Annotated in this window: 20 protein-coding genes; 1 reads left to right on the top strand and 19 read right to left on the bottom strand. The window is 59.7% G+C overall.

The genetic code is table 11. The features are described 5' to 3' along the window. The 19 genes from VRB54_RS05910 to rpsB all read right to left on the bottom strand — a co-directional run bounded on the left by VRB54_RS05910 (position 1) and on the right by rpsB (position 22703). Entirely contained in the window at positions 1 to 1632 is a 1632-nt protein-coding gene (locus tag VRB54_RS05910; protein ID WP_029297256.1) for a CTP synthase, read from the bottom strand. A gap of 273 nt (positions 1633 to 1905) precedes the next feature. Continuing rightward, positions 1906 to 3213 carry a tRNA lysidine(34) synthetase TilS gene (gene tilS / locus VRB54_RS05905; protein WP_338479915.1) on the bottom strand — a complete coding sequence of 436 codons (1308 nt, stop codon included), beginning with the start codon at positions 3211 to 3213 and terminating at the stop codon, positions 1906 to 1908. Positions 3214 to 3367: 154 nt separating this feature from the next. Further along, positions 3368 to 4315 carry an acetyl-CoA carboxylase carboxyltransferase subunit alpha gene (locus VRB54_RS05900; RefSeq protein WP_338479914.1) on the bottom strand — a complete coding sequence of 316 codons (948 nt, stop codon included), beginning with the start codon at positions 4313 to 4315 and terminating at the stop codon, positions 3368 to 3370. A gap of 151 nt (positions 4316 to 4466) precedes the next feature. Further along, entirely contained in the window at positions 4467 to 7988 is a 3522-nt protein-coding gene (dnaE, locus tag VRB54_RS05895) for a DNA polymerase III subunit alpha (protein ID WP_209989559.1), read from the bottom strand. Positions 7989 to 8063: 75 nt separating this feature from the next. Beyond that, the gene (gene rnhB / locus VRB54_RS05890; protein ID WP_209989555.1) at positions 8064 to 8696 is read right to left on the bottom strand and encodes a ribonuclease HII; all 633 of its coding nucleotides are present in this window, start codon (positions 8694 to 8696) and stop codon (positions 8064 to 8066) included. Then, a complete protein-coding gene (lpxB, locus tag VRB54_RS05885) occupies positions 8693 to 9832 on the bottom strand; it encodes a lipid-A-disaccharide synthase (protein WP_338479913.1) in 1140 nt (379 codons plus the stop codon). Before lpxB ends, rnhB begins: the two co-directional genes overlap by 4 nt. 2 nt (positions 9833 to 9834) lie before the next feature. Next, the gene (lpxA, locus tag VRB54_RS05880; protein WP_338479912.1) at positions 9835 to 10611 is read right to left on the bottom strand and encodes an acyl-ACP--UDP-N-acetylglucosamine O-acyltransferase; all 777 of its coding nucleotides are present in this window, start codon (positions 10609 to 10611) and stop codon (positions 9835 to 9837) included. Beyond that, a complete protein-coding gene (gene fabZ, locus VRB54_RS05875) occupies positions 10608 to 11048 on the bottom strand; it encodes a 3-hydroxyacyl-ACP dehydratase FabZ (RefSeq protein WP_057007789.1) in 441 nt (146 codons plus the stop codon). The genes lpxA and fabZ overlap by 4 nt, the downstream gene beginning before the upstream one ends. Positions 11049 to 11158: 110 nt before the next feature. Then, complete coding sequence (gene lpxD, locus VRB54_RS05870; protein ID WP_338479910.1) at positions 11159 to 12214, bottom strand: UDP-3-O-(3-hydroxymyristoyl)glucosamine N-acyltransferase; 1056 nt, start codon at positions 12212 to 12214, stop codon at positions 11159 to 11161. Between the two features lie 3 nt (positions 12215 to 12217). Next, positions 12218 to 12721, bottom strand: a complete 504-nt coding sequence (locus tag VRB54_RS05865; protein WP_338479909.1) for an OmpH family outer membrane protein — start codon at positions 12719 to 12721, stop codon at positions 12218 to 12220. 45 nt (positions 12722 to 12766) lie between these two features. Next, positions 12767 to 15154, bottom strand: coding sequence for an outer membrane protein assembly factor BamA (gene bamA / locus VRB54_RS05860; RefSeq protein ID WP_209989542.1), 2388 nt, complete (start codon positions 15152 to 15154; stop codon positions 12767 to 12769). A gap of 74 nt (positions 15155 to 15228) precedes the next feature. Then, entirely contained in the window at positions 15229 to 16581 is a 1353-nt protein-coding gene (rseP, locus tag VRB54_RS05855; protein WP_338479908.1) for a sigma E protease regulator RseP, read from the bottom strand. Between the two features lie 53 nt (positions 16582 to 16634). Then, the gene (gene ispC, locus VRB54_RS05850) at positions 16635 to 17825 is read right to left on the bottom strand and encodes a 1-deoxy-D-xylulose-5-phosphate reductoisomerase (protein ID WP_338479907.1); all 1191 of its coding nucleotides are present in this window, start codon (positions 17823 to 17825) and stop codon (positions 16635 to 16637) included. Beyond that, a complete protein-coding gene (locus VRB54_RS05845; RefSeq protein ID WP_338479905.1) occupies positions 17822 to 18628 on the bottom strand; it encodes a phosphatidate cytidylyltransferase in 807 nt (268 codons plus the stop codon). Before VRB54_RS05845 ends, ispC begins: the two co-directional genes overlap by 4 nt. Beyond that, positions 18629 to 19384 carry a polyprenyl diphosphate synthase gene (gene uppS, locus VRB54_RS05840; RefSeq protein WP_209989532.1) on the bottom strand — a complete coding sequence of 252 codons (756 nt, stop codon included), beginning with the start codon at positions 19382 to 19384 and terminating at the stop codon, positions 18629 to 18631. It abuts the gene before it with no gap. Between the two features lie 17 nt (positions 19385 to 19401). Next, on the bottom strand, positions 19402 to 19959 hold the full coding sequence (gene frr, locus VRB54_RS05835; protein ID WP_338479903.1) for a ribosome recycling factor: 558 nt from the start codon (positions 19957 to 19959) through the stop codon (positions 19402 to 19404). Then, positions 19956 to 20699, bottom strand: a complete 744-nt coding sequence (gene pyrH, locus VRB54_RS05830) for a UMP kinase (protein ID WP_003189161.1) — start codon at positions 20697 to 20699, stop codon at positions 19956 to 19958. The genes frr and pyrH overlap by 4 nt, the downstream gene beginning before the upstream one ends. 211 nt (positions 20700 to 20910) lie before the next feature. Continuing rightward, a complete protein-coding gene (gene tsf, locus VRB54_RS05825) occupies positions 20911 to 21774 on the bottom strand; it encodes a translation elongation factor Ts (RefSeq protein WP_003231235.1) in 864 nt (287 codons plus the stop codon). Positions 21775 to 21965: 191 nt separating this feature from the next. Continuing rightward, positions 21966 to 22703 carry a 30S ribosomal protein S2 gene (gene rpsB, locus VRB54_RS05820; RefSeq protein WP_049709669.1) on the bottom strand — a complete coding sequence of 246 codons (738 nt, stop codon included), beginning with the start codon at positions 22701 to 22703 and terminating at the stop codon, positions 21966 to 21968. A gap of 387 nt (positions 22704 to 23090) precedes the next feature. Between rpsB and map the strand changes: the two genes are divergently transcribed. Then, positions 23091 to 23873 carry a type I methionyl aminopeptidase gene (gene map, locus VRB54_RS05815; RefSeq protein ID WP_209989528.1) on the top strand — a complete coding sequence of 261 codons (783 nt, stop codon included), beginning with the start codon at positions 23091 to 23093 and terminating at the stop codon, positions 23871 to 23873. The last annotated feature ends 57 nt before the right edge of the window (positions 23874 to 23930 follow it).

The raw sequence follows: 23930 nt of genomic DNA, 5'->3' as shown, positions 1-23930 counted from the left end.
TTACGCCTTCTTCTGATGTTGCGTCAGTGCGGCTTTGACGAAACCGCTGAACAATGGGTGGCCATCGCGCGGTGTCGAGGTGAACTCGGGGTGGAACTGGCACGCCACGAACCACGGATGATCCGGCGCCTCGACCACTTCGACCAGCTTGCCGTCACCGGAACGACCGGAGATTTTCAGGCCGGCCTCTTTGATCTGCGGCAGCAGGTTGTTGTTCACCTCGTAGCGGTGACGGTGACGTTCGACGATCACGTCCTTGCCATAGCAGTCGTGAACCAGCGAACCCGATTCCAGCAGGCAGTCCTGCGCGCCGAGGCGCATGGTGCCGCCCAGGTCGGAGGTTTCGGTACGGGTTTCGACGGCGCCGGTGGCGTCTTCCCACTCGGTGATCAGGCCCACGACCGGATGGCCGCTGGTGTGATCGAACTCGGTGGAGTTGGCGTCCTTCCAGCCCAGCACGTTACGGGCGAACTCGATAACGGCCACTTGCATGCCCAGGCAGATGCCCAGGTACGGCACCTTGTTCTCGCGGGCGTATTGCACGGCGGTGATCTTGCCTTCCACGCCACGCAGACCGAAGCCGCCAGGAACGAGAATTGCGTCGACACCTTCGAGCAGCGCGGTGCCCTGGTTCTCGATGTCTTCGGAGTCGATGTAGCGCAGGTTGACCTTGGTGCGGTTGCTGATGCCTGCGTGGCTCATCGCTTCGATCAGCGACTTGTACGCGTCCAGCAGCTCCATGTACTTGCCGACCATGGCGATGGTGACTTCATGCTCAGGGTTGAGCTTGGCGTCGACCACGGCTTCCCACTCGGAGAGGTCCGCGCCATTGCACTGCAGGCCGAAACGCTCGACCACAAAATCGTCCAGGCCTTGCGAATGCAGGATGCCCGGGATCTTGTAGATGGTGTCGGCGTCTTCCAGGGCAATCACCGCACGCTCTTCAACGTTGGTGAATTGCGCGATCTTGCGACGCGAGGAAATGTCGATCGGGTGATCGGAGCGGCACACCAGCACGTCCGGCTGCAGGCCGATGGAACGCAGTTCCTTGACCGAGTGCTGGGTTGGCTTGGTTTTGGTTTCGCCGGCAGTGGCGATGTACGGCACCAACGTGAGGTGCATCAGCATCGCACGCTTGGCGCCGACTTCGAAACGCAACTGGCGGATGGCTTCGAGGAACGGCTGGGATTCGATGTCACCCACGGTGCCGCCGATCTCGACCATCGCCACGTCGGCATCGCCTGCACCCTTGATGATGCGGCGCTTGATTTCGTCGGTGATGTGCGGGATGACCTGAATGGTTGCACCCAGGTAGTCACCACGGCGCTCTTTGCGCAGCACGTGCTCGTAGACGCGGCCGGTAGTGAAGTTATTGTTCTGGGTCATGGTCGTGCGGATGAACCGCTCGTAGTGGCCCAGGTCCAGGTCGGTTTCGGCGCCGTCGTGAGTGACGAACACCTCACCGTGCTGGAACGGGCTCATGGTGCCCGGGTCGACGTTGATGTACGGGTCCAGCTTGAGCATGGTGACCTTAAGTCCCCGCGCCTCCAGGATGGCCGCCAATGAAGCGGAGGCAATGCCTTTCCCCAATGAAGAAACAACACCGCCCGTGACGAATATGTAGCGCGTCATGAAAAACCCTAGAAGTCTGCGTTAAAGCGGTCCGAGCCGCCGGGGAAAGCGAAGGAAGGCCGAAGCCCCCGATCACCTGCATTAATCACAGTGCACCTTTCAAAAAAACCGCCGCGTGGTGACAGACCAGCAATGGAACACCGGTACGTTGATCGCTACACATTTTTTGGAATCGCCCAGCAAAGACTGCTTGGTAATCGGCAACTGCTGCGATTCAGGCGAATCCACAGAAGTTGTATCAAGAAGGGAGCGTAGTCTACCGGAAAGGCTCTATCAGCTCAAACCTTGATCGCAGCTCTGTGGCATCCAATGCAATTGCCAGCCATCCCGCGAGTTGGCCCATAACCCGGCCAGGGCGGGGACAGCCAGCAAGCGCTCCCCCTGATACAGCAGCGGCAATCTGCCACGCATGAACCCCGGCAACCCGCTTTCGTTGAGCAAACGCTTGAGGTCACGCCGCCCTCGACCTGGCACTTCCATGACTTCCCCGCCCTGGCGATAGCGAATTTCAAGCGGCCCCTCTGGCGGGGTGCCTTCACACCACACGCGGCCATTACCGGGTAACTCTAGTGGGTTATGCGGGCGTGGCCAGCTAAACGGCGCGTCGGAAAATTCCGAATAAGTGGAAGGCAGCCACCAGATCCGCTCGCTACAGCGGTGCAAATCACCGTCAGCCAGATGCCATAGCGGCTGTGCATCGCCCTTGGCATCGCGCAAGGAATTCCAGCCCGCCCAATGGTCGCTGTCGGGCAAGCGGGTGAGCGCAGCGAGCCAGTGGCGCAGGGCATTTCGCTGGCGCGCGTCAGACAGCGCCTGCAGGGGGCCAAGTGCCAGCGACGGCAGTGGCAGCCAGGCAAAGGCTGAAGCTTGATCGGCGGTTTGCAGGTCGATCTGCGCCAATTCATCCAGCAAGTCCCGGGCCTCGCTCAATTGCTCGGCGCCGCGAGCCAGGCTGGCAACCGCTTGAGGCCAGCGCTGCGTCAGCGTCGGGAACACATCATGACGCAGGTAATTGCGTGAGAAGCGTGGATCGGCGTTGGAAGGGTCTTCGATCCATTTTAATTGATGCTCGGCTGCGTAGGCTTCGAGCTCGACGCGTGATAGAGCCAGTAACGGCCGCACCAGATAGCCTCGCGCCAATGGACGATGCGCTGGCATGGCGGCAAGGCCTCGCACACCGGCGCCGCGCAGCAAGCGGAACAACAGCGTTTCGGCTTGATCGTCACGATGCTGGCCGGTCAGCAATACCTCCCCTGCCCCGAGCACCTCGCTGAACGCCTGATAGCGTGCCTCCCGCGCCGCGCGCTCAAGACTTGCGCCGGGCTGCACCTGTACGTGCATGACGCGCAAGGGCACTTGCAGGCTGTCGCAAATCAACTGACAGTGATCTGGCCAGGCGTCAGCGGCAGCCTGCAGGCCATGGTGAACATGAACCGCGTACAGAGAGGGCAAGGTTTGGGTTTTTGCGAGGGAGGCCAGCAGGTGCAGCAAAACAGTGGAATCAAGCCCGCCGGAGAAAGCGATGTGCCAGGCCGGGGCATTGCGCCAGGGGGCCAGGGTCTGCAGGAGTTTGGCGATCAAGGTGGGCTCCCCTCTGGAATGCGAGATACGAGCATACACAAAGCAAATGTGGGAGGGGGCTTGCTCCCGATGGCTGAGTGTCAGTCAACGCATAGGGTGACTGAACCACTGCTATCGGGAGCAAGCCCCCTCCCACATTTGGTATTGCTGCGACTTAGAGACCGTAGCTCATCAGGCGCTCATAACGACGAGCCAGCAGCGCTTCGTTATCCAGCTTCTTGAGCATCGCCAATTGCGAACCCAATTCAGCACGAATGGTAGCGGCGGCCGCAGCCGGGTCGCGGTGCGCGCCACCCAATGGCTCGGCGATGACCTTGTCGACGATACCCAGGCCCTTGAGGCGATCGGCAGTAATGCCCATGGCTTCCGCGGCGTCCGGCGCCTTTTCGGCGGTTTTCCACAGGATCGAGGCGCAACCTTCCGGCGAGATCACCGCGTAGGTCGAGTATTGCAGCATGTTCAATTGGTCGCACACGCCAATAGCCAATGCACCGCCGGAGCCGCCTTCACCAATCACCGTGGCGATGATCGGGGTTTTCAGACGGGACATGACGCGCAGGTTCCAGGCAATCGCTTCGCTCTGGTTGCGCTCTTCGGCGTCGATACCAGGGTAAGCGCCCGGCGTGTCGATGAAGGTCAGGATCGGCATCTTGAAGCGTTCGGCCATTTCCATCAGGCGGCAGGCCTTGCGGTAGCCTTCCGGACGCGGCATGCCGAAGTTGCGGCGCACTTTCTCGCGCACTTGACGGCCTTTCTGGTGACCGATCACCATCACCGGCTGGTCGTCCAGGCGCGCAATGCCGCCCACGATAGCGGCGTCGTCGGAGAAGTGACGGTCGCCATGCAGTTCGTCGAACTCGGTGAAGATGTGCTGGATGTAATCCAGGGTGTACGGACGTCGCGGGTGGCGAGCCAGGCGCGCGATCTGCCAGCTGGTCAGCTTGCCGAAGATGTCTTCGGTGAGCGTGCTGCTCTTGTCTTGCAGGCGAGCGATTTCATCGCCAATGTTCAGCGAATTGTCATTGCCGACCAGGCGCAGTTCTTCGATCTTGGCTTGCAGGTCAGCGATCGGCTGTTCGAAATCAAGAAAATTCGGGTTCATAAGCGTCCGTCTTGGGTCGACGGCCAGGGCATGCCTGGCCAGCCGGTTGTCTGTTCGCGCCCTACCTTAAGGGAGAGGCGCGTCCAGGTCGAGATTAAATGTTTCGTCGAGATCAGGCGATTCTCTTGATGAAAAAGAAACTGCCTGGCCGTCAACGGTATTGGAGGAAGACGTTGTCACGGCCGAACTGGTCACGCAATGCTTGAATCAAGCCATCGGCCGGGTCAATTCGCCAGGTCTCGCCGAACTGCAGCATGGCCTTGGCGTCATTGCCGGTGTACTCCATGGTCACCGGACAGGCGCCACGGTGGCGTTTGAGCAGATCCCCCAGCCAGCGTAGCTGATCGCCCTTGAGCGCTTCGGTTTTCACCTTCAAACGCAGGCTTTCAGCCAGGTTGGTGCGCGCGTCCTCCATGCTCATCACCCGCTTGATGCGCAGGCGCAGGCCGCCGGAGAAGTCGTCGTTGCTGACCTCCCCTTCCACCACCACCATGGCGTCGGTCTGCAACAGCGACTGGGCGGAGTGGAACGCGTCGGCAAACAGCGACGCTTCGATCCGGCCCGAGCGGTCGTCGAGGGTGATGAAGCCCATCTTGTCGCCCTTTTTGTTTTTCATCACCCGCAGGGCGATGATCATGCCGGCCACGGTCTGGGTGTCGCGCGCCGGCTTCAGGTCGATGATGCGCTGGCGGGCGAAACGACGGATCTCGCCTTCGTATTCGTCGATCGGGTGACCGGTGAGGTACAGGCCCAGGGTGTCTTTTTCACCCTTGAGGCGTTCCTTGAGGGTCAGATCCTTGGCCTTGCGGTGGTTGGCGTATACATCCGCATCTTCTTCGACGAACAAACCGCCAAACAGGTCGGCATGGCCGCTGTCATGGGTGCGGGCGGTCTGTTCGGCGGCCTTGATCGCCTCTTCCATGGCGGTCAGCAGCACCGCACGGTTACGGTCGATATTGGCCTGATACGCCTTGGGCTCATCATGGAAGTAAGGGCCCAGGCGGTCGAGGGCGCCGCTGCGGATCAGGCCGTCCAGGGTGCGCTTGTTGATGCGTTTGAGGTCGACACGCGCGCAGAAATCGAACAGGTCGGTGAATGGCCCATCCTGGCGTGCTTCGGTGATCGCCTCAACCGGGCCTTCGCCCACCCCTTTGATTGCGCCCAGGCCATAGATGATGCGGCCTTCGTCGTTCACCGTGAACTTGAACTCCGAGGCGTTCACGTCCGGCGCATCGAGGCGCAGCTTCATGGTGCGCACTTCCTCGATCAAGGTCACGACCTTGTCGGTGTTGTGCATGTCCGCCGAGAGTACCGCAGCCATGAACGGCGCCGGGTAGTGAGCCTTGAGCCAGGCGGTCTGGTACGACACCAGCCCGTAGGCGGCGGAGTGGGATTTGTTGAAGCCGTAACCGGCGAATTTTTCCACCAGGTCGAAGATGTTACCGGCCAGGTCTGCGTCGATATTGTTGGTCGCGCAACCCTCAATGAAACCGCCGCGCTGCTTGGCCATTTCCTCGGGCTTCTTTTTACCCATGGCGCGACGCAGCATGTCCGCACCGCCAAGGGTGTAGCCGGCCATGACCTGGGCAATCTGCATCACCTGTTCCTGATACAGGATGATGCCGTAGGTCGGTGCCAGTACCGGTTTGAGGCCTTCGTACTGGTAGTCGGAGTGCGGGTAGGCCAGTTCGGCGCGGCCGTGCTTGCGGTTGATAAAGTCATCAACCATGCCCGATTGCAGTGGGCCCGGACGGAACAGGGCCACCAGTGCGATCAGGTCTTCCAGGCAGTCGGGCTTGAGCTTTTTGATCAGCTCTTTCATGCCGCGCGACTCGAGCTGGAACACGGCGGTGGTTTCGGCCTTTTGCAGCAACTGGTAAGTCGGCTTGTCGTCCAGCGGAATAAACGCGATATCCAACGGCGCTTCGTCGACCTTGGCGCGCTCGCGGTTGATGGTCTTGAGCGCCCAGTCGATGATCGTCAGGGTCCGCAGGCCGAGGAAGTCGAACTTCACCAGGCCGGCCGCCTCAACGTCATCCTTGTCGAACTGGGTGACAAGACCGTCGCCTTCTTCGTCGCAATAAATAGGCGAAAAGTCAGTGAGTTTCGTAGGCGCGATCACCACACCGCCGGCGTGCTTACCGACGTTACGCACTACGCCTTCCAGCTTGCGTGCCATGTCCCAGATTTCAGCGGCTTCTTCATCGACCTTGATGAAGTCGCGCAGGATTTCTTCCTGCTCGTAGGCTTTTTCCAGGGTCATGCCGACTTCGAACGGAATCATCTTCGACAGGCGATCAGCCAGGCCGTAGGACTTGCCCTGCACTCGCGCCACGTCACGGATGACCGCTTTGGCCGCCATGGAACCAAAGGTGATGATCTGGCTGACCGCGTTGCGCCCATACTTCTCGGCCACGTATTCGATTACACGGTCGCGACCGTCCATGCAGAAGTCGACGTCGAAGTCGGGCATGGAGACCCGTTCCGGGTTCAGGAAGCGTTCGAACAGCAGGTCATATTCCAGCGGGTCGAGGTCGGTGATCTTTTGCACATAGGCCACCAGCGAACCGGCACCCGAACCCCGGCCCGGGCCTACCGGCACGCCGTTGCTTTTGGCCCACTGGATAAAGTCCATTACGATCAGGAAGTAACCGGGGAAACCCATCTGGATGATGATATCCAGCTCGAAATTCAGCCGATCCACATAGACCTGACGCTTGGCCTCGTAGTCCTCGGTGGTGTCCCTGGGCAGCAGCACGCTAAGGCGCTCTTCCAGGCCATCGAACGACACCTTGCGGAAATACTCATCGATGGTCATGCCATCGGGAATCGGGAAGTTGGGCAGGAAGTGCTTGCCCAGTTTCACTTCGATATTGCAGCGCTTGGCGATCTCGACGGAGTTTTCCAGGGCCTCGGGGAGGTCGCTGAACAGTTCGGCCATCTCGTCGGCGCTTTTGAGGTACTGCTCTTCGCTGTAGTTCTTCGAGCGGCGCGGATCGTCAAGGGCCCGGCCTTCGCCGATGCACACGCGGGTTTCGTGGGCTTCGAAATCTTCCTTCTTGATAAAACGCACGTCGTTGGTCGCCACCAGCGGCGCGCCCAGCTTGTCGGCCAGGGCCACGGCGGCGTGCAGGTGTTCTTCGTCGTTGGGGCGGTTGGTGCGCTGCACTTCCAGGTAGAAGCGATCCGGAAAAACCTGCATCCATTCGCGCGCCAGCACTTCGGCTTCCTGGGGGTTGCCGCCCAGCAGCGCGATGCCGATCTCACCCTCTTTGGCCGCCGAGAGCATGATCACGCCCTCGCTGGCCTGCGCCACCCATTCGCGCTCGATGATGATCGAACCGTTGCGCTGCCCGTCGATAAAACCACGGGAAATCAGTTCGGTGAGGTTGCGATAACCCACGCCGTTCATCGCCAGCAGGCTGATGCGGCTCAGCGGGTTATCCGGGTCCTTGTTGGACAGCCACAGGTCGACGCCGCAGATCGGCTTGATCCCGGCGCCCATGGCGTTCTTGTAGAACTTGACCAGGGAACACATGTTGTTCTGATCGGTAACCGCTACTGCGGGCATGTTCATGCCCACCAGCGTCTTGACCAACGGCTTGATGCGTACCAGGCCGTCGACCAGCGAGTATTCAGTGTGCAGGCGCAGGTGAACGAATGAAGCCGGCATAGTGATCCTGTCCAAACATGGAAACAACAAGGCCCGGGATTGTACCGGGCCTTTGCAAAAACATCAGCTTTGGGACTAAACCTCGATCAGGCTCGCGCGCAGCTCATAGGCCTGACGCACCGGGGCGAACGAACGTCGATGGATCGGGGTGGGTCCCAGCCGGGCCAGCGCTTCCAGATGAACGGGCGTCGGGTAGCCCTTATGCCCCCCCATGCCATAGCCGGGATAGATCAACTCGAACGCAGCCATCTCGCGATCACGGCTGACCTTGGCCAGGATCGAGGCCGCCGCAATCGCCGGCACCTTGCTGTCGCCCTTGACCACCGCTTCGGACGGCATCGCCAGTCTTGGGCAACGGTTGCCGTCGATCATCGCCATTTTCGGCGTGATATGCAGGCCCTCCACCGCGCGCTGCATGGCGAGCATGGTGGCGTGCAGAATGTTCAACCTGTCGATTTCTTCGACCTCGGCGCGGGCTATATGCCAGCTCAGCGCTTTTTCACAGATCTCGTCGTAGAGTTTTTCACGGCGTGCTTCGGTGAGTTTTTTTGAGTCATTCAGGCCCAGGATCGGCCGGTTCGGGTCGAGAATCACGGCGGCCGTCACGACTGCGCCACACAGCGGGCCGCGCCCTACTTCGTCGACACCGGCCACCAGCTCGTCGGCGTGTGCAACCAGGCTGAAATCCAGGCCCATTTGCTTGCTCATAAGGCCTCCTGCGTATGACCGATCAGGTTCAGCACGGCATCGGCCGCCTGGTTCGAGGCATCCCGGCGCAGGGTGCGGTGGATGTCGTCGAAACCACGGGTCTGCTCTTCGCCACCGTCGATCAAGGGTAGTAGGGTTTGCGCGAGGGCGGCAGGCGTTGCGTCGTCCTGCAACAACTCCGGCACCAGCAGGCGCTGGGCCAGCAGGTTGGGCAGGGAGATGTACGGGCTCTTGACCATGCGCTTGAGAATCCAGAACGTCAGCGGCGCCAGGCGATAGGCCACGACCATCGGGCGCTTGTACAGCAAGGCCTCCAGAGTCGCGGTGCCCGAGGCGATAAGCACCGCGTCGCAGGCAGCCAGGGCGAGGTGCGACTGGCCGTCAAGCAAGGTCATCGGCAAGTTGCGCCCTTCGAGCAGCGCCTCGATCTGCGCACGACGTTGCGGGCTGGCGCAGGGCAGCACGAAGCGAATACCCGGCTTCATGGCCAGCAGGCGCTCGGCGGCGTCAAAAAACAATGCGCCCAAGCGCCCGACTTCGCCACCGCGGCTGCCCGGCATCAGCGCAACCAACGGGCCATCAGGCAATCCCAGCTCGGCACGCGCCGCAGCGCGGTCAGCCTGCAAGGGAATCGCATCGGCCAGCGTATGGCCGACAAACCGTACCGGCACGCCCTGCTCTTCGTAAAACCTGGCCTCGAAGGGCAGCAGGGTGAGCATCAGGTCGCAGCCTTCGCGGATTTTCAGCACGCGCTTCTGCCGCCAGGCCCATACGGACGGGCTGACGTAATGCACGGTCTTGATTCCGGCCTGACGCAGTTTGAGCTCGATATTGAGGGTGAAATCCGGCGCGTCGATGCCGATAAAGACGTCGGGCTTTTCTTCGATCAGCGTCTGAATCAGCAGCTTGCGCCGTGCCAGCAGTTCACGCAGACGGCCCAGCACCTCAACCAGTCCCATGACCGACAAACGTTCCATGGGGAAGTAGGACGTGAGGCCCTCGGCCTGCATGAGAGGCCCACCGACGCCGATGAATTCGACTGCCGGGTGGCGGGCCTTGAGGGCCCGCATCAGGCCTGCGCCCAGAATATCGCCGGAAGCTTCTCCGGCCACCAGCGCGATAAGCACAGTGGCCATGATCAGCGGGTGATGCCGCGAGTCGACGCCTGGATCGAGTCACGGAACACCGCAACTTCCGGGAACAGCGTTGCCGGCTCGGTCAATTCAGTCAGCGCCTGTTCAACCGTGAAACCCTGGCGGTAGACCGTCTTGTAGGCGCGGCGCAAAGCGTGGATGGCGTCATCGCTGAAACCGCGGCGGCGCATGCCTTCGAAATTCATGCTGCGGGCTTCGGCCGGGTTGCCGAAGACCGTGACAAATGCCGGTACATCCTTGCCGATGGCCGTGCCCATGCCGGAAAAGCTGTGCGCGCCGATATGGCAATACTGATGAACCAGCGTGAAGCCTGACAGGATCGCCCAATCGTCAACGTGCACATGGCCTGCCAAAGCGGTGTTGTTGACCAGGATGCAATGATTGCCGATGACGCTGTCGTGTCCGATATGCGCGTAGGCCATCACCAGATTGTGATCACCCAACGTGGTTTCGGCACGATCCTGCACGGTGCCACGGTGAATGGTCACGCCTTCACGAATGATGTTGTGATCACCGATTACCAGGCGTGTTTCCTCCCCCTTGTACTTCATGTCCGGGGTGTCTTCACCTATCGAGGAAAACTGGTAGATACGATTGTGTTTGCCAATACGGGTCGGACCTTTGAGGATCACGTGCGGCCCGATGACAGTACCCTCGCCGATTTCCACACCTGCGCCGATGATCGACCAGGGGCCGACCTCCACGCCTGCGGCCAGAACGGCCGACGGATCGATGATTGCGCGAGGGTCAATCAAACTCATAGTTTGCGTTCCGCACAGATGATTTCGGCGGAGCACACCGCCTTGCCATCCACCGAAGCCTGGCACTCGAACTTCCAGATCTGGCGCTTGCAGCTGATGAACCTGGCTTCCAGGATCAACTGATCACCCGGGGTGACCGGGTTGCGGAAACGCAGCTTGTCGGAACCCACGAAATAGTACAGCGTGCCGTCGGCAGGCTTGAGGTCGAGCATTTTGAAACCAAGGATACCGGCAGCCTGAGCCATGGCTTCGATGATCAACACGCCTGGCATGATGGGATGCGCAGGAAAGTGACCGTTGAAGAACGGCTCGTTGATGCTGACATTCTTGTAGGCACGAATGCGCTTTTCCTCAATGTTCAGGTCCACTACGCGGTCCACCAGCAGGAACGGGTAACGGTGAGGCAGGTATTCGCGAATCTCGTTGATGTCCATCATTTCGTGGGGAAGCCTGTAATAAAATTGGGGGCGGGCGGACTAAAGGCACGCCCCGCTGGCAAATCAAGGAGGCAGTCTAGCGGCTGTGCACACTTGATATGGAAATGGTATCAGCCTTGTGATGAAGCATTACCGTCAGGGGTCACGTCCCCAACACGCTTTTCCAGCTGTTTGAGACGTCGAGCCATGTCGTCGAGCTGCCTCAAGCGTGCTGCACTTTTGCGCCATTCAGCTGCGGGCTGCATGGCGGTACCGGAAGAATAGGCACCCGGCTCGGTAATCGAGTGGGTCACCATGGTCATGCCGGTAATGAACACGTTGTCACAGATATCGATATGCCCCACCAGCCCAACACCACCGGCGAGCATGCAATGCTTGCCGATTCTGGTACTGCCGGAAATGCCCACGCATGCCGCCATGGCGGTGTGATCGCCAATCTGCACGTTGTGGGCAATCTGAATCTGATTGTCGAGCTTCACGCCGTTACCAATCACAGTGTCGGCCAAGGCACCGCGATCAACAGCGGTGTTGACACCGATCTCCACGTCGTCGCCGATCAATACGCCGCCGACCTGGGCGATCTTGTGCCAGACACCCTTGGCATTGGCAAAACCGAAGCCTTCGCCGCCGATCACGGCGCCCGACTGGATCACCACGCGCTGTCCGATACGCACATCGTGGTACAGGGTCACACGGGGAGCCAGCCAGCCATCGGCACCTATTTCACAGCGCGCACCGATAAAGCAATGCGCGCCGACGGTAACGCCCGCGGCAATCCGCGCACCGCTCTCGATCACGGCGAAGGCGCCGATGCTGGCCGCAGGATCAACCTGGGCATCCCCGGCGATCACGGCCGATGGGTGAATACCACCGGCAGCCCTGGGTTTTGGATCGAACAGGTGCGAGGCTTTGGCGTACGACAGGTACGGGTCGGCTACCACCAGCGCATCCCCGACGTAACCCTCGGCGTCTGCGGCTTTCAGCAACACAGCTGCGGCCTGACAGTCGACCAGGTATTTACGGTATTGGGGATTTGCGAGGAAGCTCAACTGAGCTGGGCCAGCCTCCTGCAAGGTGGCTAGCCCAGTGATTTCCTTCTCCGGGGAGCCACACAAGGTGGCTCCCAGGAACTCGGCCAACTCGCCGAGCCTGATAGTCGCGGTCATGGCTTACTTCAGCTGGTTCATGCGCTCGATCACCTGACGGGTGATGTCGTATTGAGGCTTGACGTCAATCACGGCGCCGCGCTCGAACACCAGGTCAAAGGCACCTTTTTTGATGACTTCTTCCACAGCGCTGTCGAGTTTCGGCTTGAGCTGCTTGAGCATTTCACGGTCGGCAACAGCCTTGGCTTCGTTCAGCTCCTTGGACTGGAACTGGTAGTCACGGGCCTTTTGCTTGAATTCAAGCTCCAGGCGCTCGCGCTCGCCCTGCTGCATCTTGTCGCCACCGGCGACCAGACGATCCTGGATGCCCTTGGCGCTGCTTTCCAGGGTCTTGAGCTTGGTCAGTTGCGGACCGAATTTCTTCTCGGCATCCACGGCGTAACGCTTGACCGCGTCGGATTCGAGCAAAGCCATCTGATAGTTCAGCACGGCGATTTTCATTTCGGCGAAGGCCGGGGTGGTTACCAGCACAGTGGCCAGCAGGACCAATTGAGTCAACTTACGCACGATGTACTCCTACAGAATCCGTTGTCGTTATCTTGGGTCAGACGCTTAGAACGTCTGGCCGAGGGAGAATTGGAAAATCTGGGTTTCAGCGTTATCCGGTTTCTTGATCGGCATAGCCAGAGCAAAGCTCAACGGACCCAGCGCGGTCACCCAGGTCACACCCACACCCACGGAGCTCGCCAGATTGCTGAGGCTCACGTCGTTGCACTGGGTATTGGACTTCACACCGCTCGGGTTGGTGATCTGGTCACACTTGGAATCGAACACGTTACCCACGTCCCAGAAGACCGACGTGCGCAGAGACCGCTGGTCTTTCACGAACGGCAGTGGGAACAGGACTTCCGCGCCACCCTGGATCAGCACGTTACCACCGAACGGCAGTGGGTCGTTGTCCGAGTCCACCTGCGTGCCCTGGTTACCGGTAAAGGCCTGACCACGGCTTGGCGTACCACGAGGACCCAACGTACTGTCCTTGAAGCCACGCACCGAGTTGAAACCACCTGCGTAGTAGTTCTCATAGAACGGCAGGCCATTGGTTGAACCGTAACCGTCGCCATAACCCAGCTCGGTGTGCAGGCGCAGGGTGTAGTTATCGGTCAACGGCTGGAACAACTGGCCGCGGTAATCGAGCTTGAAGAACGACAGGTCGCTGCCCGGCGTGGTGACTTCCGCAGTCAGGCTTTGGGAATGGCCACGGGTCGCCAGTACACCTTTGTTCAGGGTCGATTCGGACCAGCCGGCAGACGCCTTGAAGTTCAGGAACTTGTCGCCTTCACGACGGGTGAAGTCAAAGATCTCATCCACGGTGTAAACACCGGTCTTGATCTCATCCTGCTGCGCGGTGAGGCCGAAGGTCAGACGCGAGGTCTCACTGATCGGATAACCGATGTTGACCCCGGCACCCAGGCTGTCGATCGCGTAGCTTGCCACGTCGACATCGAGGTCTTTGTAGTCGGTGGTGCGGTAGAAGGCGTTGTAGCCCAGGCTCACACCGTCAGCAGTCCAGTAGGGGTCGGTATAACCGAAGTTATAGCGGCTCTGGTATTCGCTTCGGGTCAGGCCGATGGACACACGGTTACCGGTACCGAGGAAGTTGTTCTGGGTGATCGAGCCACCGAGGATCAGGCCGGCACTCTGTGCAAAGCCGACGCTGGCGGTGATCGAACCCGATGCTTGCTCCTCGACGGCATAGTTCACGTCAACCTGGTCGTCCACACCCGGTACGGCCGGGGTCTCGACGTTGACTTCCTTGAAGAAGCCCAGGCGTTCAAGACGGGTCTTGGACTGGTCGATGAGGTAAGTCGACGCCCAGCCACCTTCCATCTGGCGCATCTCGCGGCGCAGCACTTCGTCGGCGGACTTGGTGTTGCCACGGAAGTTGATGCGGTTGACGTAGGCACGCTTGCCGGGATCGACCACGAAGGTGATGTCCACGGTGTGGTCTTCGTCATGGGGAGTCGGCACGCCATTGACGTTGGCGAAGGTGTAGCCTTCGTTGCCCAGACGACGGGTGATCAGCTCGGACGTGGTGGTCATCAGCTTGCGCGAGAACACCTGGTCTTTCTGCACCAGCAACAGGGACTTGACCTGGTCTTCAGGGACTTTCAGGTCGCCGCTCAGCTTGACGTCACGAACCTTGTACTTCTCACCTTCATTGACGTTGACGGTGATGTACACATGTTTCTTGTCCGGGGTGATGGACACCTGGGTCGAAGCGATATCCATGTTGATATAGCCACGGTCCAGGTAGAAGGAACGCAGACGTTCCAGGTCACCGGAGAGTTTTTCACGGGCGTACTTGTCATCGTTCTTGAAGAACGACAGCCAGTTGGTGGTCTTGAGCTCGAACAGGCCGACCAGCTCGTCATCATCGAACTTGGTGTTGCCCACCACGTTGATGTGCTGAATGGCGGCCACGGTGCCTTCGTTGATGTTGACCTTGAGGCCAACACGGTTACGCGGCTGCGGCACCACTTCGGTCTCGACCGTGGCCGAGTAACGACCCTGGGCAACGTACTGGCGTTGCAGTTCGTTACGCACGCCTTCGAGCGTGGCACGCTGGAAGATCTCGCCCTCGGCCAGGCCCGATTGCTTGAGGCCCTTCATCAGGTCTTCAGTGGAGATCGCCTTGTTGCCTTCGATCTCGATACTGGCGACGGAAGGTCGCTCGACGACGGTGATGACCAGGACGTTACCTTCGCGACCCAGTTGGATGTCTTGAAAGAAACCGGTTTTGAACAGCGCACGAGTGGATTCCACCAGGCGACGATCATCCGCCTGTTCCCCGACGTTCAACGGCAAGGCACCAAAGACGCTACCCGCGGAAACCCGCTGGAGGCCGTTGACGCGAATATCGGAGATAGTGAAGGACTCGGCGTGAACTTCGGCGATCATCAATACGGTGAGAACCGCAGTTAGCAGCAGACGTTTCATGAAGTCCTTTCTTATTCCAACTGGCAATAAACAAACTGCCGCAAAATGCGGCAGATTCGCAATTCAGCGAAGCGTTACAGACGACCCAGATCGTTGACCAGGGCTAACAACATCACCCCGACCACCAAACTGATACCGATCTGTATCCCCCAACCCTGCACCCGATCCGACAAGGGGCGACCACGCACCCACTCGACCAGATAAAACAACAGATGCCCCCCATCCAGTACAGGAATGGGCAACAAATTCAGAACTCCAAGGCTGATACTCAGATAAGCCAGGAAATTCAGGAAATCCGCGACACCCGACTGGGCAGAAGCGCCCGCCACTTTAGCAATGGTTATCGGTCCACTCAAGTTTTTTACCGAGAGCTCGCCGAACAACATTTTCTTGAGGGACTCCAGGGTCAGCACACTCATGGTCCAGGTGCGTTTCGCGCCCTCGCCAATCGCATCCAACGGCCCGAAGCTGACCTCGCGCACCATCGACGGCGGCCACTCCGGGCTTTTCACTCCGGCACCCAGGTAACCCCCGGCCGCCTTGGCTTCGCCACGAACCGACAAGGTCACGGGGACGTCGATTTGCGCGGCATCGCGCTCGACTTTCAGCACAATTTTGCTGTCAGGCCGTACACGCACCAGGTCGACCACTTGCTGCCAGTCATTCAGCGGCTGGCCATCGAGCGCCAGCAGGCGGTCGCCGGTTTTCAGACCTGCGGCCTGGGCGGGACCTTTCGGATCCAGCTCGGCGAGCACCGGCGGCAACGATGGACGCCACGGCCGGATACCCAGGGATTTGATTGGATCAGGCTCGTCGGCGCCCTTGAGCCAATGGTCGAGCGCCAGTGCACGCGGGGTTTCGGCGCTGGAATCCTGCTCGCGCACCACCACATTGACGGTACCGCTTTCACCCAGGCGCCGTACGAGCTGTAAATTGACCGCGCCCCAACCCATGGTCGGCTCGCCATCAATGGAAACTATCTCCTGCCCCGCCGTCAGACCGGCCCTGGCCGCGATGCTGTCCGCCTCGACCGCGCCGATAACTGGACGTACCTGCTGGCTACCCAGCATCGCCAACACCCAGAAGAACACCATGGCCAGCAGGAAATTGGCGATCGGCCCGGCGGCAACAATGGCAATACGCTGACGAACGGTCTTGCGATTGAAAGACTGGTCCAACTGATCAGCGGGCACTTCGCCTTCACGCTCATCGAGCATCTTGACGTAACCACCCAGCGGGATGGCTGCGATCACGAACTCGGTGCCCTGACGGTCGTGCCAGCGCACCAGCGGCATACCGAAGCCGACGGAAAAGCGCAGCACCTTCACGCCACAACGGCGTGCCACCCAGAAGTGGCCGAATTCGTGGAAGGTAACCAGCACACCCAGAGCAACCAGGGTGCCGACAATCATGTAGAGCGCACTCATCTAATTTCTCCGCATTCCAATCCAGTGCCCGCAGGCTCAAACATGCCCACCGACTAACGCGCGTTGCGGTTCAGCCATTGCCCGGCCAAGGCCCGGGCCTTTGTATCAGCCTCGAACACCGCCGCCAACTCATTCACGGCCACTACCGGCTCAAGGTTCAGGACGTCGTCGATGATACTCGCGATCTGCGGAAAACGGATGCGCCGTTCGAGAAACGCCGCCACGGCCACTTCATTGGCCGCATTGAGCATCGCCGGTGCGCTGTTGCCTGCGTCTGCCGCCTGGCGCGCCAGACGCAGACACGGAAAGCGCTGCTCGTCCGGTGCTTCGAAATCCAGGCGGGCAATGGCAAACAAGTCCAGAGGCGCGACCCCGGAATCAATCCGCTCCGGCCAGGTCAAGGCATTGGCGATGGGTGTACGCATGTCGGGATTGCCCAACTGCGCCAGCACCGAACCGTCCACATAGTCGACCAGGGAATGAATCACACTTTGCGGATGGATCACCACCTCGACCTGCTCCGGCCGTGCATCGAACAGCCAGCACGCCTCGATCAGTTCCAGGCCCTTATTCATCATGCTGGCCGAGTCGACGGAAATCTTGCGACCCATGGACCAGTTCGGATGGGCGCACGCCTGCTCCGGCGATACATGCTCCAGCTGCGCCAGCGGGGTTTGCCGGAAGGGCCCACCGGAGGCGGTCAGCAGAATCCGACGCACACCCACCTGCTTGAGGCCACGGGCAAAATCACCGGGCATGCACTGGAAAATGGCGTTATGTTCGCTGTCCAGAGGCAGTAGCACGGCGCCGCTCTTGCGCACCGCCTGCATAAAGAGCGCGCCGGACATCACCAGCGCCTCTTTATTGGCCAGCAGAATTTTCTTGCCGGCGTCGACTGCAGCCAACGTCGGACGCAGTCCGGCGGCACCGACGATGGCAGCCACCACCGTGTCGACTTCGGCGTCCGCTGACACCTGACACAACCCCTCCTCGCCCACCAGCACCCGAGTGGCCAGACCGGCAGCGCGCAGATCATCCTGCAAGCCGCGCGCAGCCGCCGCCTCAGGCACCACGGCAAAGCGCGGCACATGGCGCACGCACAGCGCCAGCAATTCCTTCACGCGCGTGAAGCCCGTAAGGGCGAACACCTGATATCGCTCAGGATGCCGCCCAATCACATCCAGGGTGCTCAGCCCTATCGAACCCGTAGCACCCAGCACCGTTACCTGTTGCGCACGACTCACGAAGCAATCATCCACAACAACACGGCAAAGATCGGAATGGCAGCGGTGAGGCTGTCGATACGGTCCAGCACGCCGCCGTGGCCCGGCAGCAGGTTGCTACTATCCTTGATCCCGGCCTGGCGCTTGAACATGCTTTCGGTGAGGTCACCCACCACCGAAATAAACACCACGATCGCTGCGCCCACCAGACCCAGGAGAATTTCCTTCAGCGACCAGTCGCGCACAATACCGACTACCAGCGTGATCAGCAGCGTCAACGCGAGCCCGCCGTACACGCCCTCCCAGCTTTTACCGGGACTGACGGCCGGAGCGAGCTTGCGCTTGCCGAAGGCACGGCCGGAAAAGTACGCGCCAATGTCCGCCCCCCAGACCAGCACCATCACCGCCAGGATCAATTGATTACCAATCGGGAAACGCTTGATCTCCACCAGCCCTTGCCAGGCCGGCAGCAGAATCAGCAGGCCGATCACCAATTTGCAGGCAACGCTGGACCAGTGGCCGCTGGTGCGCGGATAAGTCAGCACGAGGAATGTCGCCATCGCCCACCACAGCACCGCCGCACCCAGCACCCAGGGCGCGATGTCCGGCAGGATGTACATCAGGAACAGCAGCACCGCCACCACCGCGGCGTAGACCACACGTGGCAGCTGGCTGGTGAAGCCCGCCAGACGTGCCCATTCCCAGGCACCGAGCGTCACGACCAGGCCGATAAACAGTGCAAAGCCGGAACCGTCGAGCAGGAAAAACCCGCACAGCGCGATAGGCAGCAGGATCAGTGCCGTGATGATTCGTTGTTTAAGCATTTAAACCCGGGCTCCAGCTTCGATCTGCTCGCTCGTTTTACCAAAGCGACGCTGACGGGAAGCGAAATCAGCCAGCGCATTGCGCATGGCATCGTGTTTGAAGTCCGGCCAGAACAGGTCGGAGAAATACAGCTCGGTATAAGCCAGCTGCCACAGCAGGAAATTGCTGATGCGGTGCTCGCCACCGGTGCGAATGCACAAGTCCGGCAACGGCAGGTCGCCGGTCACCAGGCAGGTCTGCAACAGTTCGGGCGAGATGTCTTCCGGTTGCAAGTGACCGGCCTGCACTTCTCTGGCCAGTCGCTGCGCAGCCTGGGCGATATCCCACTGACCACCATAGTTGGCGGCGATCTGCAGCACAAAGCGGTCGGCACCGGCAGTAATCGCCTCGGCCTCGCGCATGGCGGTCTGCAGTTCAGGATGGAAGCGCGAGCGGTCACCAATGATGCGCAGGCTAATCTTGTTGTCATTGAGGCGCTTGGCTTCGCGACGCAAGGCCTTGAAGAACAGGTCCATCAAGGCACTGACTTCATCAGCCGGGCGCTGCCAGTTCTCACTGGAGAAGGCAAACAGCGTGAGCACCTCGACCTTGGCCTCGGCACACACCTCAATCACAGCCCGTACCGCATCGACACCCGCTTTATGCCCGGCAACACCCGGCATAAAGCGCTTCTTCGCCCAGCGATTATTCCCATCCATGATGATCGCGACATGGCGCGGCACCACGGAGGGCACAGTCTGCTTGGTCTTTTCCATGAAGGCGTCCTGACCCCTTATACGGCCATCAGGTCCTTTTCTTTCTCGTCGGTAGCCTTGGTGATCTGCGCCTCGGCATCCTTGGTCAGCTTGTCGATATCGGCGACGGCACGACGTTCTTCGTCTTCGCTGATTTCCTTGTCCTTGACCAGCTTCTTCAGGTCGCCCAGGGCGTCGCGACGGATGTTACGCACGGCAACGCGCGCATCTTCGGCCGCGCTGCGCGCCTGCTTGGTGAAGCCCTTGCGAGTTTCTTCGGTCAGTGCCGGCATGGAGATCAGCAGCAACTCGCCCAGGTTGGTCGGGTTCAGATTCAGGCCGGCGCTCTGGATGGCCTTATCGACGGCGCCGAGCATGTTGCGCTCAAACGCCACGACCTGCAGGGTGCGCGAGTCCTTTACGGTGATGTTGGCCACTTGGGTGATGGAGGTATCTGTGCCGTAGTACGGCACCATCACGCTGCCCAAAATGCTTGGGTGAGCCTTGCCTGTACGAATCTGACCAAATGCATGGTTCAGGGAGTCCAGGGACTTCTGCATACGCTCTTGAGCGTCTTTCTTGATTTCGTTGATCATTGTTGGCCTTCCTCGATCAGAGTCCCTTCCGCGCCGCCGTGTACGATGTTCAGCAGGGCACCGGGCTTGTTCATGTTAAATACGCGCAGCGGCATTTTGTGGTCGCGGCACAGGCAAATAGCCGTCAGGTCCATCACGCCCAGCTTGCGATCCAGCACTTCATCGTAGGTCAGATGATCGAACTTCTCGGCATGCGGGTCTTTGAATGGGTCGGCGGTGTACACACCGTCCACCTTGGTGGCCTTGAGCACCACGTCGGCATCGATTTCGATGGCACGCAGGCACGCCGCCGAATCGGTGGTGAAGAACGGGTTACCAGTGCCGGCGGCAAAGATCACCACCTCTTTGGAGTTGAGATGGCGCATGGCTTTGCGGCGATCATAGTGATCGGTCACACCCACCATGGAAATAGCCGACATCACGATGGCCGAGATATTGGCACGCTCCAGCGCGTCACGCATGGCCAGGGCGTTCATCACAGTGGCCAGCATGCCCATGTGGTCGCCGGTCACACGGTCCATGCCGGCTGCACTCAGCGCGGCACCGCGAAACAGGTTGCCGCCGCCGATCACGAGGCCGACCTGCACACCGATACCGACCAGTTGACCGACTTCCAGCGCCATGCGGTCGAGCACTTTGGGATCGATCCCGAACTCTTCCGAGCCCATCAGGGCCTCGCCGCTGAGCTTGAGTAGAATGCGTTTATAGCGAGCCTGATAACCACTGCCCTGCTGAGCCATTGCGAATCTCTCCTGCGGCGTATTTTTTAAAAATTCTTGGCGAGCCGTTTACGGCTTGCGTTCACTCTAGCTGGACGCTGTCACAGCGCCATCGGAACACGGCTTTGTAAGCCAGTTCCGAAGGGAAGCCAAATTAAATCGGCCTGCCCATTTGAAAAGAGGCTGCGCGCGTGAGCGGGCAGCCTCTTTCGGGCGACAGTTTAAAACTGTCTTATTGCTTGGCGGCAGCCAGCTGGGCAGCAACTTCTTCAGCGAAGTTGTCGACCGGCTTCTCGATGCCTTCGCCTACCTTGAAGTAAGTGAAGGAAACGATTTCGGCACCGGCTTTCTTGGCCAGCTCGCCAACCTTGATTTCAGGGTTCTTGACGAACGCCTGCTCAACCAGGCTTGCTTCGGCCAGGAACTTGCTGATACGGCCTTTGACCATGTTCTCAACAATGTTTTCCGGCTTGCCTTTGATTTTTTCTTCGTTCAACTGCAGGAACACAGCTTTTTCACGCTCGATGGCTTCGGCAGAAACTTCCGAAGGCAACAGGAACTCAGGGTTGCTGGCCGCTACGTGCATAGCGATATCCTTGGCCAGTTCAACGTTGCCGCCTTTGAGCACAACGGCAACACCGATCTTGTTACCGTGCAGGTAACCACCGACAACATCACCTTCAACGCGAACCAGGCGACGGATGTTGACGTTTTCGCCAACCTTGCCGACCAGTACCAGGCGATCCGCTTCCTGAGCTTCGATCAGCGGAGCGACGTCAGTCAGTTTGTCGGCGAACGCTTTTTCAACGCTGGCGGCAACAAACGCCTTGAAGTCATCCTGCAGGGCCAGGAAGTCGGTCTGCGAGTTCACTTCCAGCAGCACGGCAGATTTGCCGTCTTCCTTCAGAGCGATCGCGCCTTCAGCAGCCACGTTGCCTGCTTTCTTGGCAGCCTTGATGGCGCCGGAAGCACGCATGTCATCAATGGCTTTTTCGATGTCGCCGTCAGCCTTTTCCAGGGCTTTCTTGCAATCCATCATGCCTTCGCCAGTACGCTCACGCAGTTCTTTAACCAACGCTGCAGTAATTGCTGCCATTTTCAAATTCCTCTTGGATAGGTTTTCAACCATTCCACCCGATCGAACGGGGGATCAATTCTTCCCGAATCACCGTTGCAGGTCGCTGCACGTTACAGGCATGTAGCTGCGCTACCGACAAACGGTTTCCGAGGGGGCAAAAAGGGGGCCAAGCCCCCTTTTTGCTTACTGAGTCAACGCCAGGGCGTCAATTACTCAGCTGCAGCTACCGGAGCTTCTTCAACGAACTGCTCGGCGCCACCAGCAACGTGGTTGCGACCACGGATAACAGCGTCAGCCATCGAACCCATGTACAGCTGGATAGCGCGGATTGCGTCATCGTTGCCCGGGATGATGTAGTCAACGCCTTCCGGGCTGCTGTTGGTATCGACAACGCCGATAACCGGGATGCCCAGCTTGTTGGCTTCGGTGATCGCGATGCGCTCGTGATCAACGTCGATTACAAACAGAGCGTCAGGCAGGCCGCCCATGTCCTTGATACCACCCAGGGAACGATCGAGCTTTTCCAGATCGCGAGTGCGCATCAGCGCCTCTTTCTTGGTCAGCTTGGCGAAAGTACCGTCTTCGGCTTGCACTTCAAGGTCACGCAGACGCTTGATGGAAGCACGGATGGTTTTGAAGTTGGTCAGCATGCCGCCCAACCAGCGGTGATCGACGTACGGCGAACCGCAACGTGCTGCTTCTTCAGCAACGATCTTGCCAGCGGAACGCTTGGTGCCGACGAACAGAATCTTGTTTTTGCCCTGGGCCAGGCGTTCTACGAAAGTCAGAGCTTCGTTGAACATTGGCAGGGTTTTTTCAAGGTTGATGATGTGAATCTTGTTACGCGCGCCGAAAATGTACTTACCCATTTTCGGATTCCAGTAACGGGTTTGGTGACCGAAGTGCACACCGGCCTTCAGCATATCGCGCATATTGACTTGGGACATGATAGTTCCTTGATAAGTCGGGTTTGGCCTCCACGTATCCCAATGACCAACCAGCGGCATCAAGGCCTCCGGCACCCAGGTCATCGTGTCGACACGTGTGTGGATTTAAGCTCTGCGGGGTATCCCCGGAAAGCGGCGCATTTTATACCACGGCGAAGACGAAAACGGAACTCGAAATCACATCCAGCCTGCGCAACCCGAATGTAACCCTTTGAATAGAGCCTATTTAGCCCCACCTTATAGACAGAAGCGATCATCAGGGGCTCATGATTTGCCGCCCGCGTCTGATAGAATCGCGTTTTTTGCGGCTTGTGCGAATTCTGTAACCTTTTATCGCACGCCCTTGAACCGTATTGATTTCAGCGCGTTGCGCTAGAGAGAGCCCGTATGACCGTTAGTTTGAAAACCGCCGAAGACATCGCCGGCATGCGCATCGCCGGCAAGCTGGCTGCGGACGTTCTGGAAATGATCGCCGAACACGTCAAGCCCGGCGTCACCACCGAAACCCTGAACCAGATCTGCCACGATTACATCGTCAATGTGCAGGGCGCCATCCCCGCGCCGCTCAACTACAAGGGCTTCCCCAAGTCGATCTGCACCTCGGTCAACCACGTGGTGTGCCACGGCATCCCGGGCGACAAACCGCTGAAGGACGGCGACACCCTGAACATCGACGTCACCGTGATCAAGGACCGCTACTTCGGCGACACCAGCCGCATGTTTCATGTCGGCAACGTGCCGGTCTGGGCCGAACGCCTGTCCCAGGTGACCCAGGAATGCATGTACAAGGCCATCGAAATCGTCAAACCCGGCTGCCGCCTGGGCGACATCGGTGAAGTGATCCAGAAGCACGCCGAAAAGAACGGCTTCTCGGTGGTCCGTGAGTTCTGCGGCCACGGCATCGGCACCGTGTTCCACGAAGAGCCGCAGATCCTGCACTACGGCCGTGCCGGCACCGGCATGGAGCTCAAGGCGGGCATGACCTTCACCATCGAACCGATGATCAACCAGGGCAAGGCCGACACCAAGGTGCTGGGCGACGGCTGGACTGCCATCACCAAGGACCGCAAGCTTTCGGCCCAGTGGGAACACACCCTGCTCGTCACCGAGACCGGCTACGAGATCTTCACCCTGCGCGCTGACGACACGATTGCACGCGTATCGCCATAAGGCTTGCGCTGGTTTTCCCACGTTGCGTGCGACTCAATAGATAGAAAGGAAAGCCGA

The sequence above is a fragment of the Pseudomonas trivialis genome, from assembly GCF_036864995.1.
GTDB lineage: Bacteria > Pseudomonadota > Gammaproteobacteria > Pseudomonadales > Pseudomonadaceae > Aquipseudomonas > Aquipseudomonas trivialis.
Note: the sequence above shows the minus strand (reverse complement) of the source record. Positions and strands in the feature narration are given on the sequence as shown.